This is a genomic window from Sorangium sp. So ce406, from assembly GCF_051474675.1.
Taxonomy (GTDB): domain Bacteria; phylum Myxococcota_A; class Polyangia; order Polyangiales; family Polyangiaceae; genus Sorangium; species Sorangium cellulosum_G.
On the sequence record NZ_CP150340.1, the window covers coordinates 11882728 to 11903453 of the forward strand.

Below are 20726 nucleotides of genomic sequence, written 5' to 3' on the forward strand. Positions count from 1 at the left end.
AAGAGGCGCGGAAAGCGACGACGAGAGACGATCCGATGAGCGAGCGAAGCAAGCGACGCGAACGCGGCGCGCGACGGACCGCGCGCCCCTGGCTCTCCTGGACCGCGGCGGCGCTCGCCGCGGCCGTGTGCGGCTGCGCTCCCGCCGCGCCGCCGGCGCGATCGCCCGCGCCGGCCGGCAGCGCGCCGGCGAAGGGCGCGCCGGAGGCGCCGACGCCCGAGGCCGCGCGCCGGGAGCAGCCCCCGACGTCCGGGCCCGCGCGGCCCGCGCGCATGCCCGCGATCGCGTGGGCCGAGCTCCCGAGCGGCCTGAGCGTCGCCACCGCCGTGAACCGCGCGCTGCCGCTGGTGGAGGTCCGGGTCGTCGTCCGCGGCGGCTCGGCGGCCGACGGCGAGCGAACCGGGCTCGCCGCGCTCACGGGCCAGCTCCTGCTGCAGGGCGGCGCCGGCGGCCTCCCCGGCCGCGAGGTGCTCGCGCGCGCCGAGTCGCTCGGCGCCTCGCTCTGGGTGGAGACCGGCCTCGACGCGACCGTGATCGGGCTGCGCGCGACCCGGGAGCGCCTCGCCGAGGCGGTCGAGCTGCTCGGGCTCGTCGTGCAGCGGCCGCGCCTCGACGCCGCGGAGCTCGCCAAGGTGAAGGCGCGCGCCGTCGAGGCGGCGCGCGATCGCGCCGAGAACGACGCCCGCTGGGGCGCGCTGATGATCCTGTTCCGCGACCTCTACGTGCTCCCGACCGAGCTGCACCCGTACGGCTCGTTCGGCGCGACCGCGGCGGAGCTGCCGAAGATCACCGCCGCCGACTGCCGCGCGTTCCACGCGGCGTGGTACGTCCCGAAGAACACCGTCGTCGTCGTCGCGGGCGACACGACGCCCGAGGCCGCGCGCGCCGCGGTGGAGAAGGCGTTCCCCGATCGCCGCGCCGGCGAGCCGCCGTCGCTCTCGTTCACGGAGCCGACGCCGCGCGGGTCGCTCAAGATCACGATCATCGATCGCCCGAAGAGCGCGGAGAGCGAGGTCTTCCTCGGCGTGCTCGGCCCCGAGCGCGGCGCGCCCGAGTGGCCCGCGCTCGCGGTCGCGGGCCAGGTGCTCGGCGGCCCCTCGGGGCGCCTGCCCCAGGAGCTCCTCGAGCCGCGCGGGGCGGCGCGCGCGGCGTCCGCGGCGACGATCGACGTCGCGCACGGGCCCGTACCGCTCGTCGTGCACGCCGTCGTGCCGGCGGCGCGCACGGGCCTCGCCGCGCAGGCGATGCTCGACCAGGCGGAGCAGCTCGCGACCACGACGCCGTCGGGGGAGGAGACCGAGGCCGCGGCGCGCCGGCTGTCGGCCGGCGTCGGCCTCGGCATCGGCACGGCCGCGGGGCTCGCGGACGAGATCGCCGGCATGCAGGCGCTCGATCTGCCGGACGACCACCACGACGGCCTCCGCAAGGAGCTGCGCGACATGACGCCGGCCCTCGCCGGCAAGGTCGCGGCGGATCACGTGCGGCCGGCGCGCGCCGTGGTCGTCGTCTCGGGCGACGCCGAGGTGATCGGCCCGATGCTGAGCCGCTTCGGGGAGATCAAGGTGGTCGACCCGGCCCGGAACTTCGAGCGGAAGCGCACGATCCAGCGCGACGCGGGCGGCGCGCCGGGCTCGGCGCCGGACGCCGGCGGTCCAGGGCCGGCGCAGGAGCGGCCGTGATCGCCGCAGGCCCCCGCGGGCGCGCGCGCGCCCTCCGGGCGTCGGCGGGCGTCCTCGCGATGGCGGCGGGGCTCGCGGCGGTTGGCCTTGCCGGCCCGGTGGGCGCGCAGCCGAGGCCCGCGCCGGTGCCCGCCGCGCCGGCGTCGAGGGCGCCCGCGGGGCCCCTCGACGGCGCGACGTACGACTACGAGCGCCCGCCTGCGCCTGCGCCGGCGAGCGGCGCCGAGCCGCAGGGCGCGGCGCCGGGCGGCGGCGCCGACGCGGCCGCGGTGCCGTCCGAGCAGCGCTGGCTGGGGCGCGCGTTCGTGCACCGCCTGGCGGCCGGGGATCCCACGCGGCCGCTGCCGATCCTCGTGTTCCTGCACGGGACCAACGCGGCGCAGATCAAGCACCGCTGGATGGGCGGCGGCCAGGAGGGCGACGTCCGCCGGATCGCGGCGCAGCTCATGGAGGCGGGGCAGATCCCGCCGATCCTTGTCGCGGCGCCGAGCGCCGTGCTGCCGGCGGCGGTCGCCGTCGCGCGGACGAGCTGGCCTGCCTTCGACCTGGACGCGTTCCTCGACGCCACCGCCGCGCGGCTGCGCGGCGTCGCGACCCTCGACCGCGCGCGCGTGATCGTCGCCGGCCACTCCGGCGGAGGCTGCAACGCCGCGGGCGGCATCGCGACCGCCCTGCGCGCGTCCACCCCGGCGCACGCGGCGCTCGTGATCGACACGTGCATGGATGCCGACATCGCGCTCCCCCTGGCGCAATCTCCGCCGACCACGCACGTCGTCGTGTCGTGGCAGACGCTGACGTGGGCCCGCCGGCCTTTCGCCGATTTCCGCCGCGCGTTCCAGCGCGGGATCGACGCGCACCCCGCGGCGCCCGGCGTCCTTCGCGAGCTCGAGCACCTTCACCCGACGGAGCCCATGCCGCACGACGCCATGGTCCCGGTGGTGCTGCGGCGGTGGCTCCCGTCGCTGCTCTCGGCGGACGCCGTGCCGAGCGTGCCCTGCGTCTCGCCGTGACCGGCGCGCGGGGCGCCTCGCGCCGGGCCGGCGCGAGGCGCCCGGGCTGCGAGGCGCACAAAAAGAAAAAAGAGCGCCCGTCCGACGGTGGGGGGGGAACCGTCCCTCAGGCGCTCTGCCGTCGGTATTAGCAGGAGATGGGCCAGGGTCTCCCTGATGAAGATCCGTGGACTTGCGCATGCGGCGCGCGGCGTGGGGCTTTCATTGGAGGTCCGGGCGGGTTTCGTTCGTGCAAGCTGGCCGCGATCTCTCCGGGTCGAGCGCCGGCGGCGGCGGCTGGTCGATCGCCAGCCGTTGCGGTGGGTCGGGCGGCAGCCGTTGCGGTGGGCGAGCGGCAGCCGTGCCGGCGCTCGCCTGAGCGCCTGCTGGTCGGCCGCGCTGGCGGTCATGCAGGGCGATGCGGGGCGGGGGCGGCCACGCGGCGCGCCTTGCCGACGCGGCGCGCCTGCTGCCGGATGTGCTCCACGGCCTTCTCGAAGAAGACGTCGGGCGAGCCCTTGGCGATGGTGATCTGCTCCTCGCCGACGAGGACGACGAGGAGGCCCCTGTCGGTCCTGCCGACCGCGAAGAAGTCGACGGTGAACGGCTGCTCGTCCTCGACGGTGAGCGACACCTGGCATTTCAGGACATCACCGACGCCGGGCTGATTCTCGACGACGAAGCGTTGCAGCAGCCCGTTGGCGTGGGCGTCCCCGGCGATCCGGTTGAGCGTCCATTTGTCCCTCGGCCAGGCCATGTGGTCGCGGAGCTCGTATATCCAGTGCAAGAGCTCCTCGGCGACCTGGCCGATCGCCGCCTTGGACGCCTCGTAGGACAGCTTGATCTGTTCGTATCTGGTCATCGGGACTCCATCGCTCCTCGGCGCGCTCCGGTCGGCTCGCAACCACGAGGCTACCAGATCGCCGCGCCTCGTCGCACGCCGGCGTCGCCGCGGCCGGCGCGCCGGAGCGGCGCGTGCGCTCCGGCGCGGGCGGCGCGCGGGCTCCGGCGTGGGCGGAGCGAAGCGCGCCGTGGTCCTGAGGGCAGGCGGTCGGGAGAGCCAGATCACAGGATTCCCGGCCGATGGGCGGCTCCTGAGTCCCGGGCGGCACCGGCGTCGGTCGCCATCTCCCGGCGTTTCAGCCAGCGGAACGGGCCAGACAGGGTGTCGCCGAGCCGCTTGATGTGGCGATAGCCCCCGACCGCGTCTGGAATGCCGTCCTGGCAGTCACCGACGCTCTGTCCGGCCGCGCTCTCTCAGGCGTACTGCTGCAGCAGCGCGCCGCGCATCGGGTTGTCGCATGCCTTCACCGCCGCGCGGAGGGCGTCCCTGTCGACCGGCACCCGGTGGAGGCTGACGTTGATCGCGCCGCCGCGCGCCTCCACGATGGCGTACTCGGCGTGGTGCATCAGCGTCGGCGGCCCGCCGTTCGCGTACTCCTTGAAGGGGAGCCCGACGCTCCCCGGGTTCACGAGGAGCGTGCCGCGGTGCTGGCGGAGCATCTGAACGTGCGTATGCCCGCCGGCCATCACCGTCGCCGCGTGCCCCGCGAGGCGGCGGTCGAGCTCCTCGGGCGGCGTGTCCGAGAGCAGGTCTTCCATGTGAGACCGGGGCGAGCCGTGGAACAGGAGGAGCGTCGAGCACGCGTCGAGCGGGATCTCCAGGCGCGCCTGGAACGTGCGCAGGAAGCCGAGGTCGTCCTCGGAGAGCTGGTCGCGGCACCAGTCGACGGCGTCGACGACGATCGTCGCCTCGGTGTAGGTGCGGATCAGCCCGGGATCCAGCATGAACTCATCGTGGTTCCCGAGGATGCACGGACACCCGAGCTCCCGCAGCATGTCCAGGATCGCCCCCGGCCGCGGGCCCAGCGTCGCGACGTCCCCGAGGCATATCACCTGATCGACGCCGGCCGCCTGGATGCTGGCCATCACGGCCCTGAGCGCCACTTCGTTGCCGTGGATGTCCGAGATCAACGCGATCCGCATGGGAGAGCCCTCCTGGTGGGCGGCGATCGGGACGGTGGAGCGGCCTCGGGCGCCTCGCGGCGGCCGAGCGGCGGACTCACGACGATAGACCATGTCCGGCGGCGCCTCCAGCCCTTCACGCCCGCCCGAACGATGCCTGTGGGGCCACGTGGGTACGGGCGATCGCGGGGGTGCTGAGGGCGCCGCGCCCGCGAAGTCTCCCTGCCCTCTCGGGGGCTTGAGCCAGTAGGACCAGCGCATGCGCTCGCGCTGGCCGCTGGACGTCGTCGCCCTGAATCCCGTGTCGTGCGGCACGGTCCTGTGGCGCGCGGGCGGCGTGCTGCGCGTCACCGTGCCCGCGCGCCCGGCGCCGCCCTGGTGACGGCGCTCGCGGCGCGGCATTCTCGGAATCGCACAGCCGGCCGGCGTGCGCCATGCGCCTGCTCGACGCCTTCGCCGCGCTCGCCCGCGATGTCCCTTCTGTGGCGTGGTCGTCGGGGTCGCGCCCCGCGGACGTGGAGCGGTCGGCGGCAGCTCGGCGCCGGCGAAGGTGGCCTCTACCCGCCGTCCTTCTTCTTCAGCTCGCCCTTGAACCGCCACTCCACCGCCGCCTTCACGGCGAGCGTGATCACCGACACGCCGGCGAGGAGGCTCGCGACGGCGAACGCGGGCATGACCCGCACCATGTTGGCGTAATAGACGCGCTCCACGTGGAGCGGCAGCGTCACCTGATCGGACGACCCCGCCGAGACCACGTACACGGCGCCGAACTCCCCCATCGCCCGGGCGGTGCACAGGATCACCCCGTAGAGCAGTCCCCAGCGGATGTTGGGCAGCGTGACGCGCCAGAAGATCTGCCACCCGCTCGCGCCGAGGACGCGGGCGACCTGCTCGTCCTCGGTCCCCTGGGCCTGCATCAGCGGGATGAGCTCGCGCGCGACGAACGGGAAGGTGATGAACACGGTGGCGAGCACGATGCCCGGCAGGGCGAAGATGACCCTCGTGGACACCTCGAGGCTCGTGAACCCGAGGCTCACCTCGTAGGTCCTGTTCACGAACGCGCCGAAGAACCCGTTCGCGCCGAAGAGCAGCACGAAGCACAGGCCGGCCACCACGGGCGAGATCGAGAACGGCAGGTCGATGAGCGTCACCAGCAGGCTCCTGCCCCGGAACTCGAACTTGGCGATCGCCCAGGCCGCCGCCACGCCGAACAGCGTGTTGAGCGGCACCGCGATGGCCGTGGTGAGGAGCGTGAGCTGCACGGCGCGGAAGGTCGCGCGATCGAAGACCGCCTGTCCGTACGCGCGCAGGCCCTCGCCGAGGGCGTGCCAGAACACCACCCCGAGCGGCAGCACGAGGAACACGCCGACGAGCAGCACGCAGAGGCTGATCATGAGCCGCCGGACGCCCCGGCCGCCGGCCGTGTCCGCCCTGTCGGGTCGCGAGCGCGCGTCGAGCATCTCGCGCCTCAGGTCCTCGAGCCGCGGGCGATCATCGGGTGATCACCCGGCCGCCCTGCCCGCGTGGGCGCGCGCGGCGGAGCGCTGGAGCAGGTTGATCGCGAGGAGGAGCGCGAACGACGCCCCGAGGAGCAGCACCGCGACCGCGGTGGCGTCGGCGTAGGTGCCTGTCTCGTTCACCTCGATCATCTTGATGATCACCTGGGACGCGATCTCGGTGTCGGGGCGATTGCCCGAGATGAAGATCACCGATCCGTACTCGCCCAGGCCGCGCGCGAGCGCCAGCGCGAACCCCGTGAGCAGCGCCGGCGCGAGCTCGGGCAGCACGACGGCGCGGAAGATCTGGAGTCGGCTGGCGCCGAGCGTGGCCGCCGACTCCTCGACGTCCCGGCTCAGATCCTCGATCACCGGCTGCACCGTGCGCACCACGAACGGCAGCCCGACGAAGGCCATCGCGATCACCACGCCGAGCGGCGCCAGCGAGATCCTGTCGTGCACCGTCCACTCGATCGGCCACCCGCGCCACCACCCTTCGTCCGCGAACCCGCGCCACGCGGGCCACGGGTACCGGAAACCCACGCTGGAGAGCGCCCCGCCGAGCAACCCGGTCTCGGCGTAGAGCGTGGAGAGCGCGATGCCCGCCACGGCCGTGGGGAGCGCGAAGGGCAGGTCGATCACCGCGTCGATCACGCGGGAGAACGGGAAGGTGTGGCGGCCGAGCACCCACGCGATGAGCAGGCCGACGGCCACGTTGAGGAGCGCAGCGAGGATGGAGGCGCCGAGGGTGAACCGGACGGCCGCGGCGACCCAGCTGCTCGTGATGACCTGATAGAACCGCCCCCAGCCGAGCTCTGCTGTCCTGAGGAACAGCGCGGAGAGCGGCAAGAGGACCACGAGGCTCAGGTAGAGCACCGTGACGCCGAGGGAGAGCGAGAACCCGGGGAGCACGCGCGCGCCGCGCGACATCACTTCTTCCGCATCTTGTCGAGCTCGGCTCCCTGGCCGAAATGGACGCTCATCACGGTCGGCCAGTCGGTGAAATGGTCCTTGAACCGGAACAGCGTCAGCGGCTTGAGCCGATCGGCGTGCTTCTTCGCGATCGCCTCGCTGTACGGGCGGTTGAAGCGCTTCGCGATGAGCTCCTGGCCCTCGTCCGAGAAGTGGAACTTCACGTACGCCTCGGCGATCTCCTTGACCCCGTGTCGCTCGGCGACCTTGTCGACGACAGCGAGGGGGACCTCGATTGTGATCGAGTCCGAGGGCACGACGACCTCGAACTGGTCGGCCGTCGCCGGGTCGGCGGCGATCTGGAGGATCTCGTTCTCCCAGCCGAAGAGGACGTCTCCCGTGCGCTGCACGATGAAGCGGGTCGACGAGCCGCGCATGGCCGGATCGAGGATGGCGTCGTCATACACCTTCGCGGTGAACTCCCGCGCCGCCGCGTCGGCCTCCGCTTCCGTCCGTCCCTCGGCCTTCGCCTTGCGGGCCGCGTGCGCCCACGTCGAGAGGTAGATCCAGCGCGCCCCGCCGCCGGTCTTCGGATCCGGGCAGAGCGACACGACCTCGGGCCGCGCGAGGTCTTCCCAGGCCTTCACCTGCTTTGGATTGCCCTTGCGGACGAGGAAGATGACGGCCGACGTGTACGGCACCGAGCCGTTCGGCAGGCGCTCACGCCAGGTCGTCGGGAGCAGGCCTGCCTTGGCGATGGTGTCGATGTCGAAGTCGACCGACAGGGCGGCGACGTCGGTCTCCTTGCCGGCCGCGATGTCGCGCGCCTGCTTGCCCGACGGGCCGTGGTCGGTCTCCACGTCGACGTCCTTGCCCGTCGTCTGCTTGTACCACCGCTCGAACGCCGGGTTGAGCTCCTGGTAGAGCTCGCGGGTGGGGTCATAGGAGGCGACCGAGAGCTTCGCGACCTGGCCTTGCGCGCTCCCCTCGGGCGCGGCGGTCGGTTTCTTCTCCTCGCACCCGAGGGCGGTCAGGAGCAGGGCGCCCAGCGCGAGCGCGGAACGGAGCGCGGTGGTCTTCATCGTGACATCTCCGGGGGAAAGGCGGCCACTCTACCGCCGGGCAGCGCCCTTGTCGCGAGGAGAGCTCCCGCGCGTGCGCCGGCGGTGCGGCGGTGCAGCGGTGCGATGATCACCGAGCGCAGGCCATCATCGAAGCTCCCGAGCGGCGGGCGTGCGGGAGCGGCCGGTTGCTGCTCGTGCGCGTTGTACGCTGCCGCTCGCCATGCGGCATCCGACGTTCACATCGCCGCTCTCCGCGCGGAGAGCGGTCCGGTCCCGGGGCGTGCGCGGGGCGTGAGGTCGATGACAGCGTCGGGCCTGCTGGTCGCCGCCGCGCCGCGCCGGTAGATCGGGACCTGCTCCGGGCGCCGACATGCAGTACCCTCTGCTCCGCGCCGGTTCGACGCGGCGCGCCGGGCATGCGCCCTGCCGAGAGTACCCCCCTGACATGCAGCGCATGAGCGACGGCCGGGATGCCAGCACCGCGGCCCCCTTCGACTGGAACCGCGCCGCCTCCGCGCCCGCGCCCCCGCCCGCCGAGCGCCCGCCGCCCCTCGGGCGCCTGCTCGCCGAGGGCTGGGCGGCCGTGCGCGCCGAGGACGACGCGTGGCTGCCGCTCGGCCGGGCGGCCCGGCCGGTCGAGGTGCTCGACGAGACGCTGCGCGACGGCATCCAGGGCGTCTCCACGGTGAACCCGTCGCCCGCGCAGCGGGTCGAGCTGGTCCACGCGATGGCGGGCATCGGCGTCGACGCCGTGAACCTCGGCCTCCCGGCGGCCGGCCCGCGGCAGTTCGAGGACGCGTGCCTGCTCGTCCGGGAGATCGTCGCCTCGAGGCTCCCGCTCGCCCTGACCGCCGCCGCGCGCACGATCGCCGCCGACGTCGAGGAGGTCGCGCGCGTGGCCGACCGCGCGGGCGCGCCGATCGTTGTCTACACGTTCATCGGCAGCTCCCCGATCCGGCATTTCGTCGAGGGGTGGGGCCCTGATTTCCTGGTCCGCAGCGTCGAGGACGCCGCGCGCGCCGCCGCCGCGGCCGGCCTGCCCTTCTGCCTCGTCGCCGAGGACGCGACCCGCTCGCCGCCCGACATGCTCCGCACGCTCTTCCGCGCCGCCGTGGACGCCGGCGCCGCGCGCATCTGCCTCTGCGACACGACCGGCCACGTCACCCCGCCGGGCGTCGCGTCGCTCATCGCGTTCGCCCGGCGCGAGCTCGCCGCCCTCGGCGCGCCCCGGCTAGAGCTCGACTGGCACGGCCACAACGACCGCGGCCTCGGCCTCGCCGCGGCGCTCTGGGCGGTGGCCTGCGGCGTCGAGCGGGTCCACGCCACGGCGCTCGGCGTCGGCGAGCGGGTGGGCAACAGCTGCCTGGAGCTGCTGATCGACAACCTCGGTCGCCTCGGCTCCCGTGCCGCGGTGCCGCGCGAGCGCCTCGCTGCCTACTGCGCGGTCGCGTCGCGCGCGCTCTCCTGGCCGATCCCGAAGGACCATCCGATCGCCGGGGCCGGGGCGCTCACGCCGCGCGCCGAGGCCGGGGCGCTCACCCGGACGGCGCTCACCCGGACGTGACGTTGCCGCCGCCGACCCGCGCCAGGGCGGCGCGGACGATCGGCGCGGCGGGCGCGAGCGCGTCCGCGAGCTCTCCGACGCGCCCCGCCGCGCGCTCGGCCCGCGTCCACGCCGACGAGAACCCGAGCGTGCCGGGCGGGTGGGCCTCCGCGAGGGCGATCGCCTGCCGCAGATCGTCGCCCACCGCCGCGATGGCGTGGAGATCTGCCACGCTGGCCCCGCGGGCGCGCGCAGCGACGTACAGCGCGCGCACGATGCCGAGCAGGTCGCGGGCGGCCTCGAGCGGGAAGGGGTCGTGGCGGATCGAGAGCACGGGCGCCCGTCGGAGATCACGGATGCGGGGGCGGGGCGTCAAGCGGGCGGCGAGGTGTGCGGTGTGGCTTGAAAATTGCAGTCAGGGCGCGGAAGAAACCGACAGAGACCAGCAGAGAGAGAACGGAGAGAGGTCGCCATGAACAGCCGCATGCATGAGCTCGCGAAGACGGACGTCCCCGGAGGTGAGGAGGAGGTCCCGCTGCCGCCGAACCCGGGGGATCCGGGGCCGGAGCAGCCGGAGCCGCCGTCGCCGGATCCGACGCAGGACCCGCGGATCCCGCCGCAGGGGGATTTCCCGCGCGGGGTCTGAGGCGAGCTGCAACTGCCAGATAGCGCGCTGAGTTCGGTGGGCCTCATGGCCGATCGACCCTCGGCATCAGACGCCCCCTCGAGCTTCGATGATCGTCTCGAGCTTCGATGATCGTCGAGGTCGGTCGGCCCCGAGAGAGGGTGTACGTCGCGGGGGGTGGGGGCAGAACGACACAGTCGGGTACATTTGCGCGAATCCCAAGGGGATCAAGGCCTACATCGGTCTGGCGATCGTGGGTGCTAACCCGCGCTCTCTGGTCGGCCAGGCAATTCCGTGACGCTTCGGCATTGCCCTCGGCGCCCGCGTATGAGGCAGCAGGTCACATGCAGGTCACCCAAAGGCAAGAGACACGGCTCTGGCCGTGTCTTCATGGTGGAGGTGCCGGGCATCGAACCTGGAGCTGAATCTGCGGGGCGCGTGCGCGATAGATACGGCCGATGCCGCGTCGAACGTGTCGGAGCGGTGTCAGAGGCAACCGAGGGCTCGACTCCTCTCGTGCCCTCTCCATCCCTCTCGTGGAGCCCCGTGCCTTCACGCTCACCGGGGAGATTTGTGTCAGTGTCGTTGCGCGCGAATGTGGTCCTATAAAGGGAAATGCCGTATATCGCTGCTTGTCGCTTTGAACGCGGCAGCATGGCCGTCTTGGGAGACGACGACGGAGAGCCGTTCCGGGTACTGAGCCACGAAAGCCGCCGCGGCGTAGTGGCGAGTACCTCGCGTCTCCAGCGGCCACGCTGCCTGTTCCTGATCATGGCTCATGGTAAAAACCGGTGCGGGCCCTTCTCTCGGCGGGGGGAGCTTTGCACCGAATGCTAGTACTTCGAGCTTATGGCTCATGACCACTGCGCCGTCAACTGTGGTTAGCCGAATAATCTGATCGATCATGCGATCGACTCGCTCTGTTGCCTTCTGTGCATCGTAGGCATCGCGCGCCTCCTGAGCCGTCGGTGTCCTCTCTCTAAGCTCATCTCCAACTAGCCAGAACCTCTTCTGGTCGTTTGAATTATCGACTAGGTGCGCCTCGTACATGCTGAAGATCGCTGAGCCCAAGTCCACGGGTGGGGCGATTCGCTTAGACTTCTTTCCGAGTAGTGCTTGGTCTTTGCCGAGCAGGTGCTCCAGGCTTTCATCTGGCCCAAGTATGGCAAGGAGGCCGCCGTGGGCCAGTTCGACCATACCTTTGACGATACGCATCAAATTGTCAAAAACCGCATCGGGTAGAATTGTGGCATAATCGCCAAGGATGGTGCGTTCGATGCTGTCTACATGTGGACAACTCTTCGGTGTTCGGGGCTGCAGGATTCCGCGTTCATAGCGAACTATATCCCGCTCGCCCACGCAGATCGCAAGAACGCCTGGTCGTGAGGCAATGATGCGTATGAGCCGATCTCCGTCGAGGAAGTGGCGGCTGTGAGGGGTTGTGATGCCTGCGATCAATAGCGCTGTTTCGGCCGGAATCACGGCCAGGAAGGAGCGGGGATAGGCACAGGCTGAAGCTAATTTGACGACATTTTCGTCATTGAACATCAACGGCGACGCGAAGCGTATGAAGTCCCATGCGGGCCGCTCAGCTTCAAACGGCCCGAGATCGTTGGCATACACAATGCCGGCCGGGCTAAGGCGACCTTCCTCTGTTGAGATGGAGGCGACAAACATGACATCCGCGAGCTCAATGAGAATGGCGCGGGATGGAATCGGTGTAGGTGTGCTAGGAGTGATGCTACGCCCGCGGAGCAACTCTTGGACTATGAGATGTTCCTTGTTGTGCTCGCGGATGAATGTGTCAACGACGTCGGGAATGGTTTTGAGTGCCATGAGGCTTATGTTACCACAGCGATTGCGTGGGGCCTACTTTATGTGTTGCGCAGTCATGGTCCTCTGTGCGTGCCGCATGAAGGACCCGCATGACGATGGCCGTCAGCACCGTGCTTCCAGAGGAAGGGCGGCGCGCTCTAGCCGCGAGGTGCATGGACTGTCACGTCGATATTCTGTAAAATGGCACGAGGCACGCGTGCGTCCTTGTGATGCTCGCCATGATGAACTGGATGGCACCGCCGCGGTGAGACGGCGCTTCGCGCAGCGCTTGCGCATGATCTGAGCGTGGCACCAGTGCCGCGATCCGGAGATGCGACAACTCGTCAGACCCCTGCCTCGCCCGCGCTGGCCTCGCAGAGGTAGCAGTCGCAGAGCAGCCACTGCGCGCCGCTGAGGTCCCCGCCGACGGGCTAGAGGTCGAGCGAGAGCCGAGGGGCAGCTCGTGAATTACGGAATGGACGTACGTGGGAGGATGCGTGGTCGAGAGTGCTCCCCTGTCGTCGCTGGTGCGTCTCCGGTTGCGTCGAGGCAAGCTGCTACTCGGCCATACGGTTCCGGGTCCGGCCAACGCGGCTGCCCGATTAGACGGTCTGGAGGTCTCCGCGTCCCGCGGCGGCGCGGGGGTGCGTCATGGCGAATTCCGACTTCGCCGAGCTGGACCGGTACATCCGTTGCGTCGAGGCTGTGAGCTATGTCGGACAGACGCTTGAGTGGTTGAGCTCGTGAACCAGATCAATCATCATAGAACGCGCGTCGTGTGACACGGTTGGTTCCATAACGCTTTACTGCTCGTCGGATGACCTGCCCAATTCGATACAAGCTGGGAAGTTGGAGATCTGAGGGAGCGTCTGTGGTTTCTTCCGTCTCGTCGTAACCTCTGTTACCAGTCGGTGCGCCGGGGGTGGCGGTGCTGGCGCTTGGTGCGCCGGGACCGGGTGCGCCGGGGCTGGCCGGCTTGGTGCTTGGTGCGCCGGGACCGGGTGCGCCGGGGGTGGCGGTGCTGGCGCTTGGTGCGCCGGGACCGGGTGCGCCGGGACTCGGAACTGTTCCTCGTCGTCCTAGTAAGATTTCGCGTCGGCGCAATGCTAACCTGGTTTGACACTCGATCCAGCGGTCGATTGCTCGTAGCTGGTCGTCGTCGTCAACGAGAGGGAAAAACGACATGAAACCGCGAAATCTGCGGGGCGGCATTCTTTCGCGCTGTAGCCGAAGCAGGTCTTGCTCGCCGATGTCACCATAAAGATATCGGCGGAGCTGCCAAACAAATGTCATGTAGTCGGCGTAGCGCCGACCGGGGCGCTGTGTGCCGCGAAGAGCCTCACGGATGATGTTAAAATAAAGAAGTCGATTTACGTGCGCTTTGAGCTTTCTGACCAGGCTGTCTTTTATCGATAGCTTATTTAGGCTCACGCTATGCCCTAAGAACTCCACGTGGTCGGCCGCAGGCATCTCGGATGGGGAGCCGTGCCGCGCCAGCAATCGTATGCCACCAGATTTTTCGATATTTATAGGGGCACCGATAAGTTCAGACATGTCGTGGAGCGTCTCGACTGCTCTACATATTTGCGAGTAGTCTGGGCTCCAAATAAGGGTGTCGTCTGCGTAGCGAACGAAACTGACTCCGAGCCTTTCGAGCGCACGGTCAAGATCCCATGCGGCGATGTTTGCCAGAAAGAGCGATATGGATGTGCCCTGTGGGACACCACGTTGTCGATGTGTGCCGCCTCGCGGTACGTAGTCGTTTGGCTCCCTGGTTGGCGTCTGCAAAAAGCGCTCGATTATCCTCTTTTCTGTGTATGTGAATAGAAACTGGCGGTCGTGGAGCGTTTTCCAGATGTGTTCGTGACTTATGTTGTCGAAGTATTTTGAGAAATCATATTCGGCGATAAATATTCGTGATTGGTCGCGTAGATCTCCGGCCACGAATCGGATTGCGTCATGGGCGGATATGTCTCTGCGGTATGCGTAGGTTTGCGCGCTCATCTTTGAGCGGTTTTTGCTTATGAGAGATAAAAATATCCGACGAGATACTGCGTTGTCGGCAATCTGAAATACAGAAACGGCGCGGAGTCCTCCGCCAGCCTTTGGCACCCGATGTGTAATCGCGTTGAATGGCTCATACGTGTGAGCCCGGATGCTGCGCGATATTGAATGTCCGATCCGTTCGCAGCGAGCCCTTACAAGATATGGGTCGAAGCCCTGGGCTATGCTCCAATATTTGGGGCGTGTCGGATGGAGCGGCTGAACAACTGCGGTAGTGCGCCGCTCTCGTCTCTTCCGCTCATCGGCGAGTTGTCGAGCGTAGCTTTCGTACCGCTCGATCAACTTGGCGGCTTCTGATCGTATGTCGTCATGCAAGGCGGCCATGACGTGAAGATACACGTAGGCGCCGTGGGATGGAACCCACTTCGCCTACGCCGGCATTCCAGGAAATAAAGTGTGACTCACCAGCGACTCAACCTGACAGTCTCGTCGCACCACCAACAGGTCTCCCAGTCTGCCTACCCTCCTTGAGGGCTCCGTGTTGAATAACAGATCGACGGGGCGCACGTCTACACGTTCTTGCGCTTCCCTTGCGTGAGCGCAGCAGCACGTCGCAGCGATGTCGGAATCTGGATGCCGAGTCGAGTCGGAGGCGTGGTGGGATAATGTCGGGTGCTTGGATCCTGCGTTGGTCCGGCTCGGGTTCCTCTTCCTGCCCGACCGCGCCGCCCGTCAGATCACGATCGACGTCGCGCCGTCGCTCACCAGGCGGATGGTGACGTGGGGGTACCCGTCCCGTGCGAGCTGCTGACCGGTGCTCGCGAGGACCTCGATCGCCTCCTCCTCGCCCGCGACCTCCTTGACCACGACACTGGCGCCGACGTTGCCCGCGGCCGGCGGGAGCCGGATTGTCACCGGGCCATGCGCATTGACCCGAACGAACTCGCCCGGCCGGGCCGTGTAGGTGGTCGTCACGACGGGGCTGATGAGCCAGGTACCGGGGGCGAAGACGTCGGTCCGGTTCTCGGCCGGGTTGTCGGTGGCCAGCGCCCCGACGAATTTGAGTGCGGGGCGCTCCGGCAGTTCGACGCCCGCAGCGAAGATGCGGCGGACGCCGAAGAACAGGATGTAGATCCAGCAAGCATCCTTGCTCGACCAGGTCGAGGGCGCGCGGCGACGGTGAGCGGCGCCAGCGTCTCGCTCAGCAGAGCACCTTCCGCAACTTCTTTCGCCCACGATGCATCCTCTTGCTCGTTGTGCTTGGAGAAGCGCCAAGCTCTGCCGCGATCTCTTCAGCGGTGTAGCCCAGGGCGGTGCCCGCGAGCACGGCACGCAGCTCGGGCCTGAGCCGCTCCAGGCGGCGAAGTGCCAGCCGAGCTTCCACCTGCCGGAAGGGTGACTGCGCGTGGCACTCGGTCCTAGGCGTCGTGTACGGCGCACCTTCCTTGTACCACCTGTACACGCGCTCCCGGTAGTGGAAGATGTGGTGCCAGGTAACAGCGAAAAGCCAGCGCTGCATGGCCTTCTTCAGCGGGATGTCCGGGGAGGGCCGAAAGCCTGCAGCTTTCACGCTGCGCCAGGCGGACAGGAAGATCTCCTGCATGACATCCGGCCGGTCCCGAGCGGGCACGGCGAACTGACGCAACACCGCCTGGATGATCCCCGAGTGCCGCATGATGGCCTCGACTGGCACGCGCTCTGCCGGATACTCTACGTGCTCGATTCGACGCGGCGTGCGCCCATGCTCCGCCGTGACCTCCTTGCGTCTCCTGGACGTGCTCATTTTCCTGTGCCGGACCAGGGCGGATCTCGGCCTGTCGTCGCGCAGGGACACCGCCGGCTTGCTGTTGCCTACGTGTTGCTGGACAGAGCGCCGATTCAGCGAACTTGCATCAGCAGCGCCTCACGCTCCGCGGCGAGCTGACCTCGCGGGAACTCCATCGCGTGCATATCGAGTAGGCGTCGCGCCTCGACGTCGGCCCCGGCATTGCGGGCCTCGATGGCCCTGCGCGCCTGGAGGATCAGGTTCTTCTCGCGCTCGCTGGCGGTCGGGCGTGCTGCTCCGCCCCGAGACGACGCTCCAAGGGTCGTCGCGGCGGACCAAGGAGCCTTGCCGTTCCTCGCGATCCCCGGATGCGCGGCCCGTTCCTCTTCGGGCGGCGTGATGCCCTGCACCAAGGCCGCCTTTGTGGCGACCGCGGGCAGCACCTCGCGTTGCTCGCCGGGCGGCGCCGTGCCGAGCGTTAAGGGCGCGGCGGCAGGCCCGTGTACCGTCGACGGCCGGAACCGCGCCTCGGTGCCCGACGAGGGAGGAAGCGCCCCAACGACGGCGCCGGTGAGCGCGACGAACGCCACCTGCACGAGGACTCTCGCGCCCAGCTTGCGCAGTGTGGCGGTGCACCACGCGCGGCGGTAGAGGCCGAGCCCCACCGGGACGCAGGCCTCCTCGTCCCACCCGCGCGACCGCTGCTGGGCCACCCAGCGCCGCTTCGCCGCCTCCAGGTGCTCGCGAGCCCGGCGGTGCTGGGTCCTCACGGTATCCAGCTTGAGGCCCAGCTCGGCGGCGATCTCGGCGAGCGGCTGCTCCTCGAGATCGTGCTTGATCAGGAGGTCGCGGTACTTGGGATCGAGCTGGCCGATCAGGTACCGGGTGAGCGCTTCCCGCTGCCGTGTCCGGATCAGGTCCTCCGGGCTGGGACACTCGTCTTGCAACTCGCGATCGTCGAACGAGGTGAGGACCTCGCCCCGACGGCGCGCGTTCCGGGTGTGCGTCCGCGCCTGGTTCAGGGCGACCGTGACCGAGTACGGCGCGGGATCCCCGCCCGGCTCGATCCGCCCCCGCGCCTCCCATGCTCGCAGAAGCGCGTCCTGCGCGACATCCTCGGCGTTTCGCCCGGGGACACCGAGGCGCGTGGCGAGGCGCCGGAAGAGCTCGAAGCGGGGGGTGGTTCTTGCTGGCCTGCCCACAGTCGGTAGCACCCCTGAGCCGACCGGAAGGGTTCAGGAAAATGCACGTAGCGGCAACTTTGGTAAGTGAATGTGGCTCAATGTGGGTCAAGTCCGTGTGGCGTCCTCACCCGGAGAGTCAACCAGTCCATTGTGTCTCAGAGCTGATCTTTTCCGCTGAAGAGGTCCTCTATCGACGAATTTGCCACAGTTGACGCCGTGCGCCGGGCGTAAGTACGTTGCCGCCATGCGACTCGCTGCGCCTTCATTGCTGCTCTGCCTGATGCTCGGCGCCGCAACTGGCTATACGAGCTCGGCCAGCGCGGAGGACATCTATTCGAAGCTCGACGGGAGCGACGCAGCGACGGTGAACGATCATGTTCGCCGTGCGCGACGAGCTCGCGACGCAGGGCGATGGGCGGAAGCTCACGCGGCTTACAGAGCAGCCTTCGAGGCAGCAGACCCCGCGTCGAGCACGGAGACGCTGCGCACGGAGCTCGCCGGAGAGCTCGGTCTGTGTGACCTCGAGCTACGCAAGTACCGTGATGCCGCCGAGCATCTGGCCTGGAGTCTCGAGCAACGCGACGCGCTCCCTCTCGAGCTACAGCTACGGTTCGAGGCCGGGAAGCACAAGGCAGCGCCGCACGTCGGAACACTCTACCTCTCCATTGACCCGCCCGATGCAGAGGTGCTCATCGACGGGAAGCCCATCAGTCCGCCCGCGCGCACCTACCGCCTTTTCCTGGACCCTGGGCAGCACATGGTACGAGCCCGGTTGGCGGGCCACGAGGAAGCGTTCCAATTATTCGATGCGCAGGCGGGCAAGGCGACCACCATCTCGATGCAGGTGCCGCGTGCCGCGCCGCAGGCAGCCATCTCGAAGGACACGGCGACCGGGGCTCCGGAGGCGAAGCGTTCCGCGCGAGGAGCACAGGCCTGGTCCGTGGCACCGTCCTCCGCTGCGTCGCAGCTACGCGTCGCCGGCGCGATCATGGCGGGAGCGACCATGGTGGCCGGCGGCGGGTTCCTGCTGTGGAGTGCCTACACCGAGGACGATCTCCACGATCAAGCTACCGCGCTGCGTGGCGCAGACAAGAATGCGGACCGATGTGTACGGCCGAATGCTCCGCGCGCGTGCTCGGAGCTGCGCGAGCTCCAGGAGCAGCGGGATCTCTTGAGGCAAGTCGGATGGGTGAGCCTTGCGACCGGCGGTGCGCTCGGTGCGCTGACGCTCGTATCCCTGATCGCGGGCCGAACCTCGTCGCACAGCGATGGGTTGCGTGTCGTGCCCACGGCGGGCGCGCGGAGCGCGGGGCTGATGATGGTCGGTGCATGGTGACGAACGTGGAGCTCGTAGGCATGGAGTCTTCATCGAATGGCCGGCGCTGGATAGCTGCCTTGGCGTCCATCGCGCTCGGATGCGGAATGGCAGCGGTCATGTGCGGGTGCTCTCCCGGCCCTACGGTACCCGTCTGTGACGACGATCCCACGGTGAGACCACCCGAGGACGGATGCGGCATCTTTGTCAGCGCAAGCCTCGGCGACGACGCGAACCCCGGTAGCCGCGCCGAGCCGGTGAAGACGCTCTCGAAGGCCCTCGAGCTCGCCGACATAGGCAGCCACCGCGTCTACGCGTGCGCAGAAACTTTCGACGAGACGCTTGGCTTCTACGGTACGAGCATCTGGGGAGGATTTGACTGTACGAACGGATGGCGGCATCTCGGTGCCAGCTCGAAGACCGTTGTTGCGCCAGAGGGGCCAGTTCCACAAGTAGTGTCGTTCGGAGGGCAAGGTCTCACGTTCGCGAACCTGCGGATCGTGGCGCCAGACGGGAATGATGTGAATCGAGTACAGAGAGGATCCGTCGGCATAGATACGCTCGAAGGGGTCCAACTCAGGCTTGTGGCGAGCGAAATCATCACGGGACGGGGCGGGAAGCCGGGCGGCAGTTCGATACCGATATATCTCCGTAAGGGCAGTGAGATCGACGTGATCGACAGCCGCATCGTCGCGGGGGACGGAGCGGACGGTGAGCCTGGAGTTGCGGCTGAGGGCGCGGCAGCAGCCGACGGAGCGCCAGGACACCCAGGCGCCGATGCGTGCACGGTGGACGCCACGGCGGGGACGTCGGCCGCTACGACCGAGTGCGACGACGGGAACTCGGTCAGCGGCGAGGGGGGCCTCGGGCTGGCGGATCGCGGCACCGGAGGTGGGAACGGAGAGCCTCTCCCGGATGCGAACCCGACGGGCGCCGGTGCCGGAGGCGTCGGCCAGCAGGGAAGCATGGTGTGCAGCGATGGCCAGCGCGGCCTGGACGGCGCCGTCGGGGTACAGGGCCAAGGAGCGAGGGGTCCTGGCGTCGTCGTGTGGGGTCGTACGCTAGGAAAGGGCAAGGATGGGCAGTTTGGGCGCCCTGGTCAGGGGGGCGGCGGTGGCGGCGGCTCGCGCGGGGGTCCGGACGCCTGTGGTGCAGGCCCCGCTGGCGGGGCATTTGGTGGCTCAGGTGGCTCGGGCGGTTGCGGTGGCAAGCCGGGGAAAGGAGGCTTCGCCGGGGGAGCGAGCATCGGCATCGCCACCAGGGGGGCCAGGGTCAGGGTCCGCGGGTCGACGATCGAGACGGGCCGCGGCGGTCGGGGGGGCGCAGGTGGTGCGGGCTTGTCAGGGGGCAGCGGAGCTCCTGGTGGTGATGGCGGGAGAGCGGTGGCCGGAACGCTTCCTGGGTGCCGCGGAGGTGATGGTGGCAATGGGGGGCCCGGTGGTGGCGGAGGCGGCGGGCTCGGCGGTCACTCAGTCGGCATCGCGTACCTGGGCTCCGTAGAGGTGACGCGGGATGACGTCGAGGCGACGTTTGTGCTCGGAACTGCGGGCAGAGGCGGACCTGGAGGCGACCCAGATGCCAGCAAGAGCGCGGGAGATGACGGCGTGGCGGCCGAGTTTCTGCCCTTTGTAGCCGAGGATCCGAATGACCTAAACTCCGGTGCGCTGGAATAAGCCGCAACGATACGAGGAGAGACGATGATGGGCACAGCGTCGAGGCATAACCGATGGCATCGCGCGTCCGAGAAATTGCCTCTGCGGCTCCTAGCCTCCTGGTTGTTCGGAATTGCGGCGACGGGATGCGGCGCAGACCCAGGTACATGGGAGCCCTGCGAAGAGACCCTCACGTGCGCACCGGTGGTGGCCTGCAACGCAGATCCCGGCATTCCTGACCGCGCGGTCGACTGCGATGGTGTGTACTTGCGAACGGACGGCCGTGATGATCGTCCGGGCACGCGCGACAAACCGGTGGCGACCTTTGCACGTGCATTCGAGCTCGCACGCGATCGTGGGATGCGGGTGTACGTATGCGCTGACACGTTCAACGTCGAAGTGCGTGTGCCCGCAGGCATGGAGGTGTGGGGCGGGCTCAACTGCCGTGATCCCCGTGGACACTGGCCTCTACATCCGCTTGGCGAGCTCACCACGATTTCGCCGGGACCGAACCTGATCCCTGTCACCGTAGTGAACGAGGCGGCCGAGCCCGCGCCCGAGAACACCGTGTCCACGACGCTTACGAGGATGCGGATGGTCGCGCAAGACGCGACCGTGCCGGGTGGCTCTGCCATCGCCATGCGCGCCTTGCCGGGGGTGACCGTCGACGTGCGCCTGAGCGAGATCGTCGCCGGGAACGGCGCAGATGGTTCCACTG

At 69.0% G+C, this 20726-nt stretch carries 17 protein-coding genes; 6 read left to right on the forward strand and 11 right to left on the reverse strand.

Annotated elements, in window-relative coordinates; translation table 11 throughout:
* Positions 1-35: 35 nt before the first annotated feature.
* Together WME96_RS44655 and WME96_RS44660 are read left to right on the forward strand one after the other, a co-directional pair.
* Positions 36-1679: a M16 family metallopeptidase gene (locus WME96_RS44655; RefSeq protein WP_437287634.1), complete on the forward strand. Its 1644-nt coding sequence runs from the start codon at positions 36-38 to the stop codon at positions 1677-1679.
* Positions 1676-2689, forward strand: coding sequence for a hypothetical protein (locus tag WME96_RS44660; RefSeq protein WP_437287635.1), 1014 nt, complete (start codon positions 1676-1678; stop codon positions 2687-2689). Before WME96_RS44655 ends, WME96_RS44660 begins: the two co-directional genes overlap by 4 nt.
* 385 nt (positions 2690-3074) lie before the next feature.
* Here WME96_RS44660 and WME96_RS44665 read toward each other — a convergent pair whose 3' ends face one another.
* Positions 3075-3530: a hypothetical protein gene (locus tag WME96_RS44665; RefSeq protein ID WP_437287636.1), complete on the reverse strand. Its 456-nt coding sequence runs from the start codon at positions 3528-3530 to the stop codon at positions 3075-3077.
* Positions 3531-3925: 395 nt separating this feature from the next.
* Complete coding sequence (locus WME96_RS44670) at positions 3926-4654, reverse strand: metallophosphoesterase family protein (RefSeq protein WP_437287637.1); 729 nt, start codon at positions 4652-4654, stop codon at positions 3926-3928.
* Between the two features lie 238 nt (positions 4655-4892).
* Here WME96_RS44670 and WME96_RS44675 point away from each other — a divergent pair, with 238 nt between their 5' ends.
* Positions 4893-5015 carry a hypothetical protein gene (locus tag WME96_RS44675; protein WP_437287638.1) on the forward strand — a complete coding sequence of 41 codons (123 nt, stop codon included), beginning with the start codon at positions 4893-4895 and terminating at the stop codon, positions 5013-5015.
* Positions 5016-5190: 175 nt separating this feature from the next.
* On the opposite strand, the gene cysW is transcribed toward WME96_RS44675, so the two are convergent.
* The 3 genes from cysW to WME96_RS44690 are packed head-to-tail and all read right to left on the reverse strand — an operon-like array spanning position 5191 to position 8123.
* Entirely contained in the window at positions 5191-6093 is a 903-nt protein-coding gene (gene cysW / locus WME96_RS44680) for a sulfate ABC transporter permease subunit CysW (RefSeq protein ID WP_437287639.1), read from the reverse strand.
* A gap of 42 nt (positions 6094-6135) precedes the next feature.
* Positions 6136-7059, reverse strand: coding sequence for an ABC transporter permease (locus WME96_RS44685; protein WP_437287640.1), 924 nt, complete (start codon positions 7057-7059; stop codon positions 6136-6138).
* Entirely contained in the window at positions 7059-8123 is a 1065-nt protein-coding gene (locus WME96_RS44690) for a sulfate ABC transporter substrate-binding protein (RefSeq protein ID WP_437287641.1), read from the reverse strand. Before WME96_RS44690 ends, WME96_RS44685 begins: the two co-directional genes overlap by 1 nt.
* Positions 8124-8550: 427 nt before the next feature.
* Here WME96_RS44690 and WME96_RS44695 point away from each other — a divergent pair, with 427 nt between their 5' ends.
* Positions 8551-9669, forward strand: a complete 1119-nt coding sequence (locus WME96_RS44695; RefSeq protein ID WP_437287642.1) for a 2-isopropylmalate synthase — start codon at positions 8551-8553, stop codon at positions 9667-9669.
* Here WME96_RS44695 and WME96_RS44700 read toward each other — a convergent pair.
* Positions 9656-9982: a hypothetical protein gene (locus WME96_RS44700; RefSeq protein ID WP_437287643.1), complete on the reverse strand. Its 327-nt coding sequence runs from the start codon at positions 9980-9982 to the stop codon at positions 9656-9658. The two genes, WME96_RS44695 and WME96_RS44700, sit on opposite strands and share 14 nt — an antisense overlap.
* Before the next feature lie 138 nt (positions 9983-10120).
* On the opposite strand from WME96_RS44700, the gene WME96_RS44705 reads away from it, so the two are divergent.
* The gene (locus WME96_RS44705; RefSeq protein WP_155797972.1) at positions 10121-10294 is read left to right on the forward strand and encodes a hypothetical protein; all 174 of its coding nucleotides are present in this window, start codon (positions 10121-10123) and stop codon (positions 10292-10294) included.
* A gap of 582 nt (positions 10295-10876) precedes the next feature.
* On the opposite strand, the gene WME96_RS44710 is transcribed toward WME96_RS44705, so the two are convergent.
* The 5 genes from WME96_RS44710 to WME96_RS44730 form a co-directional block, all read right to left on the reverse strand.
* Complete coding sequence (locus tag WME96_RS44710; protein ID WP_437287644.1) at positions 10877-12109, reverse strand: putative sensor domain DACNV-containing protein; 1233 nt, start codon at positions 12107-12109, stop codon at positions 10877-10879.
* Between the two features lie 732 nt (positions 12110-12841).
* Positions 12842-14476, reverse strand: coding sequence for a reverse transcriptase domain-containing protein (locus tag WME96_RS44715; RefSeq protein ID WP_437287645.1), 1635 nt, complete (start codon positions 14474-14476; stop codon positions 12842-12844).
* Between the two features lie 348 nt (positions 14477-14824).
* The gene (locus WME96_RS44720) at positions 14825-15328 is read right to left on the reverse strand and encodes a hypothetical protein (protein ID WP_437287646.1); all 504 of its coding nucleotides are present in this window, start codon (positions 15326-15328) and stop codon (positions 14825-14827) included.
* Positions 15294-15767: an RNA polymerase sigma factor gene (locus tag WME96_RS44725; protein WP_437287647.1), complete on the reverse strand. Its 474-nt coding sequence runs from the start codon at positions 15765-15767 to the stop codon at positions 15294-15296. The genes WME96_RS44720 and WME96_RS44725 overlap by 35 nt, the downstream gene beginning before the upstream one ends.
* A 203-nt stretch (positions 15768-15970) precedes the next feature.
* Positions 15971-17071, reverse strand: a complete 1101-nt coding sequence (locus WME96_RS44730) for an RNA polymerase sigma factor (protein ID WP_437287648.1) — start codon at positions 17069-17071, stop codon at positions 15971-15973.
* Between the two features lie 214 nt (positions 17072-17285).
* Between WME96_RS44730 and WME96_RS44735 the strand changes: the two genes are divergently transcribed.
* Complete coding sequence (locus WME96_RS44735; RefSeq protein WP_437287649.1) at positions 17286-18377, forward strand: hypothetical protein; 1092 nt, start codon at positions 17286-17288, stop codon at positions 18375-18377.
* Positions 18378-20726 lie beyond the last annotated feature (2349 nt).

Excerpts from the sequence above, each read along its gene's own strand:
- WME96_RS44725 (WP_437287647.1), bottom strand. The coding sequence starts at position 15,767 with ATGCGGCACTCGGGGATCATCCAGGCGGTGTTGCGTCAGTTCGCCGTG.
- WME96_RS44695 (WP_437287642.1), top strand. The coding sequence starts at position 8,551 with ATGCAGCGCATGAGCGACGGCCGGGATGCCAGCACCGCGGCCCCCTTC.
- cysW (WP_437287639.1), bottom strand. The coding sequence starts at position 6,093 with ATGCTCGACGCGCGCTCGCGACCCGACAGGGCGGACACGGCCGGCGGC.
- WME96_RS44675 (WP_437287638.1), top strand. The coding sequence starts at position 4,893 with ATGCGCTCGCGCTGGCCGCTGGACGTCGTCGCCCTGAATCCCGTGTCG.
- WME96_RS44655 (WP_437287634.1), top strand. The coding sequence starts at position 36 with ATGAGCGAGCGAAGCAAGCGACGCGAACGCGGCGCGCGACGGACCGCG.
- WME96_RS44665 (WP_437287636.1), bottom strand. The coding sequence starts at position 3,530 with ATGACCAGATACGAACAGATCAAGCTGTCCTACGAGGCGTCCAAGGCG.
- WME96_RS44705 (WP_155797972.1), top strand. The coding sequence starts at position 10,121 with ATGAACAGCCGCATGCATGAGCTCGCGAAGACGGACGTCCCCGGAGGT.
- WME96_RS44685 (WP_437287640.1), bottom strand. The coding sequence starts at position 7,059 with ATGTCGCGCGGCGCGCGCGTGCTCCCCGGGTTCTCGCTCTCCCTCGGC.
- WME96_RS44710 (WP_437287644.1), bottom strand. The coding sequence starts at position 12,109 with ATGGCACTCAAAACCATTCCCGACGTCGTTGACACATTCATCCGCGAG.
- WME96_RS44715 (WP_437287645.1), bottom strand. The coding sequence starts at position 14,476 with ATGGCCGCCTTGCATGACGACATACGATCAGAAGCCGCCAAGTTGATC.
- WME96_RS44670 (WP_437287637.1), bottom strand. The coding sequence starts at position 4,654 with ATGCGGATCGCGTTGATCTCGGACATCCACGGCAACGAAGTGGCGCTC.
- WME96_RS44690 (WP_437287641.1), bottom strand. The coding sequence starts at position 8,123 with ATGAAGACCACCGCGCTCCGTTCCGCGCTCGCGCTGGGCGCCCTGCTC.
- WME96_RS44735 (WP_437287649.1), top strand. The coding sequence starts at position 17,286 with ATGCGACTCGCTGCGCCTTCATTGCTGCTCTGCCTGATGCTCGGCGCC.